Raw genomic sequence first — 9,569 nt, 5'->3', positions numbered from 1 at the left:
CAGCGCCGCAGAGGCCAGCGCCGCAGAGGCCAGCGCCGCAGAGGCCAGCGCCGCAGAGGCCAGCGCCGCAGAGGCCGGCGCCGCAGAGGCCGGCTGATGGGGTGCGGCGGGTTGGCGGCGGCGGAAGAGCAGCAGCATCAGGCAGCCGGCGGCCAGCCCCCAGAAGGCGCCGCCCACGCCGATCAGCGTCACGCCGGAGGCGGTCACCACGAAGGTGATCACGGCAGCCTCCCGCGTCGTCGGCTCGGCCACCGCCGAGGCGAGCGCGGTGGCGAGCGCGCCCAGCAGGGCCAGCCCGGCGACCGCCTCGATGAGGACCGGCGGGGCGACCGCGACCAGCGCGGTGGCCACGCCGGCGCCCAGCCCGAGCAGGGCCAGCCCAATGCCGGCGGTGACCGAGGCGACCCACCGGCGTTCCGGGTCCGGGTGCGCGTCGGGGCCGGCGGCCAGTGCGGCGGTGATCGCCGCCAGGTTCACCGCGTGCCCCCCGGCCGGGGCGGCCAGCAGGCTGGCCAGGCCGGTGGCCCGCAGCGCGGCGCCGAACGGCGGGCGGTAGCCGTAGCCGACGAGCACCGCCATGCCGGGTACGTTCTGCGCGGCCATGGTGACGAGGAACAGTGGGAGGGCGAGCCCGACCAGCGCGGACGTGTTCCAGGCGGGCGCGGTCAGGGTGACCGACGGGGTCAGCGCGGCGCCGGTGAGGCCGGCCGGCGGTGCGGTCAACGCGATGGCCGCCACCGCCACCAGCAGCGCGCCCGGCACCGCCCAGCGCCGGGCGAACCGGTGCAGCAGCAGCCAGCCGACCACCACCGGGTTGGCCACCGTGGGCAGCTCGACCAGGGCCCGGACCGGCGCGGTGCACAGCGGCAGCAGCACCCCGGCGAGCATCGCGCCGGCCACCGGCTTGGGAATGGCGGCCACCGCCCGGCCGAGCGGCGGGAACAGCCCGGCCGCCACGATCAGCAGGCCGGAGACGAGGAAGGCGCCCACCGCGACCGGCCATCCGCCCGGCGGCGGCCCGGTCGCGACCAGCAGTGCCGCGCCCGGCGTGGACCAGGCCACGCTCATCGGCAGCCGGTGCCGCACGCCCAGCCACACGGCGGCGAGCCCGGACGCCACGCAGAGGGCGAGCAGACCGGAGGCCGCCTGCGCGTCCGACGCGCCGGCCGCCCGGAGCCCGGCCAGCACGACGGTGAACGAGCTGGCGAAGCCGACCAGCGCGGTCACCACACCGGCCAGCACCGGTTGCGCCCGTCCGACCATCCCACTCTCCCTTGACTGTTCCGTTTATGGAACGACAGCCTGTAGCACGATAGCCGGGTGCCGCACCCACCACCAGCCCGCCGTCCGGGCCTCGACGTGGATCCCGCCGTCGTCGGTCGCCGGGTCCGCGCCCTGCGCGAGGAGCGGGGGATCTCGCTGTCCACACTGGCTCGGCTCGCCGGCGTCGGAAAGGCCACCCTCTCCGGCCTGGAGCACGGCACCCGCAACCCGACCCTGGAGACGCTCTGGGCGGTCACCGCGCAGCTCGGCGTGCCGCTGACCGCGGTGCTGGCCGAGCCGGCCGCCACCCCCACCGTGCACGGCGCGGCGGTCACCGCCACCCTGCTGGAGGTGTTCACCGACGCCGACGCGACCTACGAGCTGTACCGGATGCGGGTCGCGCCCGGGCCGGGGCAGCTCTCCCCCGCCCACCAGCCGGGCGTCACCGAGCACGTCACCGTCTTCGCCGGGGTGCTGCGCGCCGGCCCGGCCGACGCGCCGCTCACCGCCCCGGCCGGCGGTCACCTCCGCTGGGTCTCCGACGTGCCGCACAGCTACACGGCGGTGGGCGACGAGGAGGTGGCCGCGAGCCTGCTGCTGCGCTACCCGCGCCGCTGAGCCCCGGCCCGTCGGGAACGAGGCGCGGGCCGGGCCGTGGCGGGGCTCAGCCGTCCACCGGGGCTCAGCCGTCCACCGGGGCGGGGACCGGCAGACGGCGCCGGACCGCCCAGAGCGCCACCTCGGTCCGCGACGCCGAGCCGGTCTTCCGCAGCAGGTTGGACACGTGCACGGTCACCGTCCGCACCGAGATGCCGAGCGCCTTTGCGACCTGCTTGTTGGACATCCCGGCGACCAGGCAGCCGAGCACCTCGACCTCCCGGCCGGTCAGCTCCACGTCGACGGGTGGGACGGCCTCCGACACCGGGGCGACCCGTGGCGCCGGTGGACGCGGCCCGGGCAGCCGCCGCAACAGCGCGTCCGGGCCGTCCCCGCCGTGCGCGGCCAGCAGCTCGGTCAGGGCGTACGGGTTGCCGCCGGTGCAGCGCCAGACCGAGGAGACGAGCCGGCCGGACGGTTTGCTGTCCGCGTACACCTGGGTCAGCACCTCGGCGACCTCGGCCGGGCGCAGCGGGCCGAGGTGCTGGCGGACCGCGCCGCGGACCCCGCAGAGCCGGGCCAGCGCGCGGCTCGTGAGTTCCGGTGCCACCGCGTCGGCCGGCGGCCTGCTGGCCACCACCAGCAGGGCGGGCAGGTCCGCCACGCTGGCCAGCTCGCCGATCAGGTTGACGCTGGCCGGATCGAGCGCGTGCAGGTCCTCCACCACCAGCACGGCCGGGCCGGTGCCGACCAGCAGCTGGACCGTTCGCACGGCGAGGCGGAGCAGGGTGCCCGGTGCGTACCGCTCGCGGGGCGCGGTCGGTTGCTGGGCCAACCAGGCCAGCGCGTCCGGCGGCAGGGCGAGTCGGCTGGTGTCCCGCCCGGTCAGAACGGCGGCCAGCCAGTCGTACGGTGCGGGGCCGTACACCCGGGCGGCGCCGGAGAGAATCACCGCGGGACGCGGCGTGAACGCGTCCACAGCGGCAGCGACCAGCAGACTCTTGCCCACCCCGGCCGCGCCGGTGATCACCGCGACGGTCGGCGACGGCCGGCCGACGGTCGCCACGGCGGACCAGGCCCGGACGAGCTCGGTCAGCTCGCCGGCGCGTCCGACCATGGACACCGGCATCATTTCTCAACCCTACGCAGTAGTGCGTAGAGACGGCGGCAGGGTGTTCTTGGCAAGCTTGACCCCATGACGCTGATCCTCCGCTCTGTCATCCTCAACGACATCGGCTTGGTCCGGACCAACAACGAGGACTCCGCCCTCGCCGGTGACCGCCTGATCGCCGTCGCCGACGGCATGGGCGGGCTGCCCGCGGGCGAGGTGGCGAGCGAGATCGTGATCCGGATCCTGGACGAGCTGGCCCCGCCCACCGACGCCGACGGGGCCGCCGACGCCCTGCGCGCCGTGGTCAGCACCGCCAACCAGCGCATCCACGCCGCCATCACCGTCGACCCGACCCGTGAGGGGATGGGCACCACGCTGACGGCCGCGCTGCTGGCCGGGGAGACGCTGGTGCTGGCCCAGGTCGGCGACTCCCGCTGCTACCTGCTGCGCGACGGGGAGCTGACCCAGCTCACCCGGGACGACACCTTCGTCCAGGCACTGGTCGACCAGGGCACGCTCTCCCCCGACCAGGCCCGGCACCACCCGCAGCGGTCCCTGGTGACCCGGGCCGTGCAGGGCGCTGACACCCCACCGGCGGTCGGCGTGCTCACCGTGGTCCCCGGCGACCGGCTGCTCCTGTGCAGCGACGGGCTCTCCGACTACGTCGAGGACGAGGCCATCGCCGCGGCGCTGGGCATGTACGCCGACCGCCAGCAGTGCGGCGAGCAACTGGTGAAGCTCGCCCACCACGCCGGAGCGCCGGACAACGTCACCGTCGTCGTCTCGGACGTCGTCACCCGCTGACCCCGCCTGACCTGCTCGGCGGTCGACGTCGACCAGCCGGGCGGCGATTCGCGGACTCGATAGGTAGTTGTGCCATCTAGGTAGCGCCGCTAGTGTCCGGCGGGTGGATTCCGACCGACGCGGGCAGTGGCTGCGGGGGGTGCTCGACATCTGCGTCCTGGCCCTGCTGCGGGAGCGTGAGTCCTACGGCTACCAGCTCGCCCAGGCGCTCGACGCGGCGGGCGTCGGGCCGATCCAGGGCGGCACGCTCTATCCCGTGCTGCTGCGCCTGCAACGAACCGGCCTGGTGACCGCGCGGTGGCGGGAGGGCAGCGCCGGGCCGGCCCGCAAGTACTACCGGCTCACCGACGACGGGCACGCGGCGCTGCGTCAGGGCGGCAGCGACTGGCTCACCTTCGTCGCCCCGGTGAACGACATCGTCACGAAGGGGGTCGCCGGGTGAACTCCGACGACTGGCTGCGCGCGTTCGCGGCCGAACTGCACCAGCGCCGGGTCGGGGCGGACGCCGCCCGGCACGTGGTCGCCGAGGCCGCCACACACCTGCGGGAGGGTGGTGGCGACCCGTGGGTCGTCTTCGGTCCACCCCGGCAGTACGCGGGCGTGATCGTGGAGAGCATCGGCACCGCGCCCGGGCCGCGCCCCGGGCCGGTCCGGTTGCACGCCCAGGGCATCACCAAGCGGTACGGCCGGCGGACGGTGCTGCGGGACGCGACGCTGACCGTCCGGGCCGGACAGATCGCCGCGGTGATCGGCGCGAACGGCTGCGGCAAGAGCACCTTCCTCCGGATCTGCGCCGGGCTGATCTCACCCGACGATGGTGCGGTCACCGTCTCCGGGCGGCTCGGCTACTGCCCCCAGTCCGGCGGCACCGCCGACTTCCTGCTCGCCGACGAGCACTTCGTGCTGGTTGGCGCAGGCCAGGGAATGGCCCGGGGGCCGGCCCGCCGCGCCGGCCGGGTGGCGGCCAGACAGCTCGGCTGGGAGGCGGGCGGGGACGTGCTGGCCCGGCACCTCTCCGGCGGCACCCGACAGAAGCTCAACCTGACCATGTCCACGCTCAGCGACCCGGACGTGCTGCTGCTCGACGAGCCGTACCAGGGTTTCGACCAGGGCACCTATGTCAACTTCTGGGACCAGCTCAGCCGCCTGCGTGACGCGGGCAAGGCGATCGTCGTGGTGACCCACCTGCTCAACCAACTCGACCGGGTGGACACCGTGCTCGACCTGACCCCGGCACAACCATCCGGGTGGCTCGCGCCCGGCGCACAGGGAGGCCACCCGTGAACCGGCTCCTCACCGTCGCCGAGATGACCCTGCGGGAGTTGCTGCGGCGTCGGGGCGTACTCCTGCTGTTGCTGTTGATGCCGTTGACCTTCTACCTCATCCGGCGGGACTCCTACCTCGGGCAGTCGGTCCGCTCGCTCCTGCTCGGCGTGGGCTGGGCGGTGAGCACCGCCGCACTCTTCGCCACCACCGCGGCGCGCGAGCTGGAGCCGAGACTGAGGCTGGCCGGCTACCGCCCGCACCATCTCTACCTCGGGCGGATGCTCGGCCTGTGGACGGTGGGACTGGTCGTCGCCGTGCCGTTCTTCCTGCTCCCCATGATCGACGGGGCGAACCTGCGGTACGCCGGTCTGGCCGCCGCGATGCTGTGCTCCGTCGGGGTGGCAGCGCCGTTCGGAATGCTGATCGGCGCGCTGCTGCCCCGCGAGTTGGAGGGGACGCTCCTGCTGCTCACCGTCGTGACGGTGCAGATGTTGATCGACCCGGCCGGGTCGGGCGCGAAACTGACGCCCTTCTGGTCGAGCCGGGAGATCGCCACCTGGGCCGTGGACCACACCGACCAGGGCTACCTCGATCGAGGGCTGCTGCACGGGCTCGCCGTCACCGCCCTGCTGGTCCTCGGCGTGGCCGCCGTCGCCAGCGTCCGGCTACGCCGCCGCCGGCACCTGCGGCACCTGCCCGTCAGCTGACCGCTGTAACCGCTGCGAATCGGGCCAATCCGGTTGCTCCTATCATTCCGGCGGGTTGAGATGGGCGAATGACCATCCGCCGGGTGACCGCCGAGGAACGACTCACCACCAGCTTTCCGCTGGCCGCGTACGCCTTCGAGTCGTCGCCGCGCAGTGCCGCCCGGATCGCGGAGTTCCCCGACTACCTGCCCTACCAGGAGGGCAACCGGACGCTGACCGTCGAGGAGGACGGCAACACCCTGGCCGCCTGCTCGGCCATCCCCATGCGGCAGAACCTGCGCGGCGCGGTGCTGCCGATGGCGGGCGTCGCCAGCGTGGCCACCCACCCGCTGGCCCGCCGGCAGGGGCATGTCCGGAAGCTGCTGCACCAGCTCCTGGACGAGATGCGTGACGAGGGACACTGGCTCAGCGCGCTCTATCCGTTCCGCCCCAGCTTCTACGCCCGGTTCGGCTACGCCGGGCTGCCCAAGCCGCGCACGGTCACCTTCACGCCGGCCGACCTGGGCCTGCTGCTCCGCGCCGAACTGCCCGGCGAGGTGAGCTGGGAACGGGTCGGCGCCGGCTACCCCACATGGCGGGCGTTCACCGAGCGCTGCCTCCAGGACCGGCACGGCTTCTCGGTCTTCCCGGACTACCGGGCGGTCGGGCTGCGCGACCAGGACGAGTACTGGCTGCTCACCGCTCGGGTGGCCGGCGAGGTCACCGGCGCGGTGACGTACCGGATCGACGACCACGGCGGCACGATGGCCGGCAACGAGCTGCTGTACGCCGACCCGCTCGGCCGGGCGCTGCTGTTGCAGTTCTTCGCCCGGCACGTGGACCAGGTCGAGCGGGTCACCGTCCAGGTCGCCCCGGACGAGCTGCCGGAGCTGTGGCTGACCGACCTCGACGTGCACGTCGAGGCGCGGGCGGGCCGGCCGGGCTCGTCCGCCCCGATGGCCCGGCTACTGTCGCTGGACGCCTTGAACAGGCTGCCCGCCGGGCCGGGCCGGGTCCGGATCGAGTTGACCGGGGACCGGTGGCTGGCCGGCAGCCACCTCCTGGACGGCACGACCGGCTCGCTGGAGCTGTCCGCCGCCACGGGTGGACGCGCGCCGGCCGCCACGCTCACGGCCGCCGGGCTCTCCGCCCTGGCGTACGGGGTGTTGGATCCTGCCGAGCTGCCGTTTCGGGGGTTGGGCGAGGTGCCGGCGGACGCCGCCGTCGAGCTGCGCGGCATCTTCCCGCGCCGGGTGCCGTACCTGTTCGCCGACTTCTGAGCACCCCTCACGATTGACCACCGACCGCCGCGCCCCTGCCGCGCCGGCTGCCCGCCGTGCGTCGGCGTGGCTTAGCACTGCATTAAGCCGGCATGGCGGATTCGCTCCGGCGTCGATCGGGCTCCTAGCATCACGGGGTGCGCATGACGTCGCTTGCCGCTCTGCTCGTCCTCGGTGTCGCCACCGCGTCGCTGCCCGCCTGCGCGGCCGGCGACCCGGCGCCGGCCGCCTCGCAGCCTGGCCCGCCGGCCGAGCCGCAGGCGCTGTCGACCGGCGAGCAGGGCATCGCGCCGGCCGCCCGGGACGGGCTCGGTGGCCCGGGGGTCAGCGCCAGCCCGAAGCCGGCCGGCAAGGCGCTCGCGGCCGGCAACCCCAACGGCAACGCCACCGTGCCGGCCGAGGCGCGGGCGGTGGACACCTCCAGGCCGACCCGCACCATCGGCACCGGCACCCCGGCGAGCTGCACCTCCGCGGCGGTGGTGAAGGCCGTCGCCGCCGGCGGCATCATCACGTTCAACTGCGGGCCGGCCCCGGTGACGATCAAGATGACGGCCACCGCGAAGGTCCGCAACGCCAACGGACCCAAGGTCGTGCTGGACGGCGGCGGCCGGGTCACGCTGAGCGGCCAGGGGCAGCGGCGCATCCTCTACATGAACACGTGCGACGAGGCCCAGGGCTGGACCACCTCGCACTGCCAGAACCAGGACCACCCGCAGCTCACCGTGCAGAACCTGACCTTCGCCGACGGCAACTCGACCGGCGACAGCGCCGAGGGCGGCGGCGGTGGGGCGATCTTCGTACGCGGCGGTCGGCTCAAGGTGGTCAACTCGCGCTTCGTCCGCAACCGCTGCGACCGAACCGGCCCCGACCTGGGCGGCGCGGCCATCCGGGTGCTCAGCCAGTACGAGAACAAGCCGGTGTACGTCGTGGGCAGCACCTTCGGCGGCGCCGCCGGCCAGGGCGGCTCCTGCTCCAACGGCGGCGCGCTGAGCAGCATCGGCGTCTCCTGGGTGGTGCTGAACAGCGTGCTCAGCCACAACGAGGCGATCGGCAGCGGCGCCAACCCGGCCAAGTCCGGCACTCCCGGCGGCGGCAGCGGCGGCGCCATCTACTGCGACGGCAACGAGTTCACCGTGCGGATCGCCGGCACCATCATCGAGAACAACAAGGCCAACGAGGGCGGCGGCGCGATCTTCTTCGTCAGCAACAACCGCACCGGCACCATGGCGATCGAGAAGTCCACCCTGCGCCGCAACCCGAGCGGCAAATTCGAGACCCGGGGCTTCCCCGGCATCTTCTTCCTCGGCGCCCGCAACCCGACGGTCAGCGGCTCCAAACTGAGCTGACGCCCGGCTGACCCGCTCGCCCCGCTCCCTGCGCGGTGATCAAGAGGTTTCGGTCACCGGGACCGCATTTCCTGACCGAACCTCTTGATCACCGAGGCTGGCGGTTTCGGGAAACCGGGTTCAGTAGGGGTTTCCTTGGCCCGGCGGGCGGGCTTGGAGCAGGGCGGCGGGACGGCCGGGCAGGTTCGGCGCGCCGGAGAGTGGCGGACTGCCGGTCTGGCCGCCGCCGGCCATCCCGGCGAAGAGCTCCTTGAGCGCGGTGAGCGCGCTGATCTTCGGCTGCCAGCCCAACTCGGTCTCCGCCCGCTCGCTGGACAGCAACGGCGCGTTCAGGGCCAGGTCGACCCAGCCCGCGTCGACCGGTTGCAGCCGCGCCCGCCAGGTCAGCGCCGCCGCAATCCGCAGCACCGGCGCCGCGACCGGCATCGTCCAGCCGTGGAAGCGCCGGGCCACCAGCTCCGGGGTGAGCACCGGGTCCGCGACGATGTTAAAGGCGCCGCGCGCATCGCCCAGAACCGCCCTGGTGTACGCGTCGGCCACGTCGTCGGCGTGCACCGCCTGCATCCGCAGCCGGCGGTTCGTCGGCACCAGCGGGATCCGGCCGAAACGCAGCAGCCGCACCGGCGCCAACGGGCCGAGGAAGTACCGGGTGATCTCCACGCCCGCGTCCCGCTGGAATATCAACCCGGGTCGCAGCCGGACCACACGCAGCGCCGGGTGATCCCGCTCGACCCCGTCCAGCAGGGCCTCCACCTCCGCCTTGTGAGCGCTGTACGACGAGCCGGGCACCCCCGTGGCCGGCCACCGCTCGCTGACCGGGCGGTCCTTCGGGCCGGGCGCGTACGTCCCGATCGAGGACGCGTACACCAGCGCCGGCACGCCCGCCCGGACCAGCGCCTCGAACACCGCCCGGCTGCCCTCGACGTTGGTCCGGCGCAGCACCCGCTGGTCATGGCTGGGCTGGATCTGCCAGGCCAGGTGCACCACCGCGTCCGCCCCCGCGAACACCTCAGCGAGCCGCCCGGCCGCCTCGGGCGCGCCGATGTCGCAGGAGTGCCACTCCACCTCGTCGTACGGCTCACCAGCCTCCGGGCCGGGCAACCGCCGGGCCACCCCGACCAGTTCCACGTCCCGCTCCCGGCGCAGCCGGCGCAGCAAGGCCGTACCGACGTTGCCGCTCGCCCCCACCACCACGATCCGCATGTCCGCCCCGTAC

Annotated in this window: 10 protein-coding genes; 7 read left to right on the top strand and 3 right to left on the bottom strand. The window is 74.1% G+C overall.

All coding sequences use genetic code 11. The features are described from left to right. Positions 1 to 1,263 (bottom strand): benzoate/H(+) symporter BenE family transporter (locus tag DKT68_RS28970; RefSeq protein WP_236647121.1); only part of this gene is annotated, 1,263 nt, incomplete at its 3' end. 57 nt (positions 1,264 to 1,320) lie between these two features. Between DKT68_RS28970 and DKT68_RS28965 the strand changes: the two genes are divergently transcribed. Continuing rightward, complete coding sequence (locus tag DKT68_RS28965; protein ID WP_236647120.1) at positions 1,321 to 1,881, top strand: helix-turn-helix domain-containing protein; 561 nt, start codon at positions 1,321 to 1,323, stop codon at positions 1,879 to 1,881. Positions 1,882 to 1,945: 64 nt separating this feature from the next. Here the strand turns inward: DKT68_RS28965 and DKT68_RS28960 are convergent, their stop codons facing one another. After that, on the bottom strand, positions 1,946 to 2,992 hold the full coding sequence (locus DKT68_RS28960) for a helix-turn-helix domain-containing protein (RefSeq protein WP_109820554.1): 1,047 nt from the start codon (positions 2,990 to 2,992) through the stop codon (positions 1,946 to 1,948). A gap of 63 nt (positions 2,993 to 3,055) precedes the next feature. Here DKT68_RS28960 and DKT68_RS28955 point away from each other — a divergent pair, with 63 nt between their 5' ends. The 6 genes from DKT68_RS28955 (at position 3,056) to DKT68_RS28930 (ending at position 8,353) form a co-directional block, all read left to right on the top strand. Then, the gene (locus DKT68_RS28955) at positions 3,056 to 3,775 is read left to right on the top strand and encodes a PP2C family protein-serine/threonine phosphatase (protein ID WP_109820553.1); all 720 of its coding nucleotides are present in this window, start codon (positions 3,056 to 3,058) and stop codon (positions 3,773 to 3,775) included. Positions 3,776 to 3,878: 103 nt separating this feature from the next. Then, entirely contained in the window at positions 3,879 to 4,217 is a 339-nt protein-coding gene (locus DKT68_RS28950) for a PadR family transcriptional regulator (RefSeq protein WP_109820552.1), read from the top strand. Then, positions 4,214 to 5,059, top strand: a complete 846-nt coding sequence (locus DKT68_RS28945) for an ATP-binding cassette domain-containing protein (protein WP_109820551.1) — start codon at positions 4,214 to 4,216, stop codon at positions 5,057 to 5,059. Before DKT68_RS28950 ends, DKT68_RS28945 begins: the two co-directional genes overlap by 4 nt. Continuing rightward, a complete protein-coding gene (locus DKT68_RS28940) occupies positions 5,056 to 5,748 on the top strand; it encodes a hypothetical protein (RefSeq protein WP_109820550.1) in 693 nt (230 codons plus the stop codon). The genes DKT68_RS28945 and DKT68_RS28940 overlap by 4 nt, the downstream gene beginning before the upstream one ends. A gap of 68 nt (positions 5,749 to 5,816) precedes the next feature. Further along, complete coding sequence (locus DKT68_RS28935; RefSeq protein WP_109820549.1) at positions 5,817 to 7,007, top strand: GNAT family N-acetyltransferase; 1,191 nt, start codon at positions 5,817 to 5,819, stop codon at positions 7,005 to 7,007. Between the two features lie 143 nt (positions 7,008 to 7,150). Continuing rightward, a complete protein-coding gene (locus tag DKT68_RS28930) occupies positions 7,151 to 8,353 on the top strand; it encodes a hypothetical protein (RefSeq protein ID WP_109820548.1) in 1,203 nt (400 codons plus the stop codon). A 120-nt stretch (positions 8,354 to 8,473) separates the two neighbouring features. On the opposite strand, the gene DKT68_RS28925 is transcribed toward DKT68_RS28930, so the two are convergent. Continuing rightward, positions 8,474 to 9,556: an NAD-dependent epimerase/dehydratase family protein gene (locus DKT68_RS28925; protein ID WP_109820555.1), complete on the bottom strand. Its 1,083-nt coding sequence runs from the start codon at positions 9,554 to 9,556 to the stop codon at positions 8,474 to 8,476. Between the last annotated feature and the right edge of the window lie 13 nt (positions 9,557 to 9,569).

This window comes from Micromonospora acroterricola (assembly GCF_003172955.1).
Classification (GTDB): domain Bacteria; phylum Actinomycetota; class Actinomycetes; order Mycobacteriales; family Micromonosporaceae; genus Micromonospora; species Micromonospora acroterricola.
This window is presented reverse-complemented; position numbering and strand designations above follow the sequence as displayed.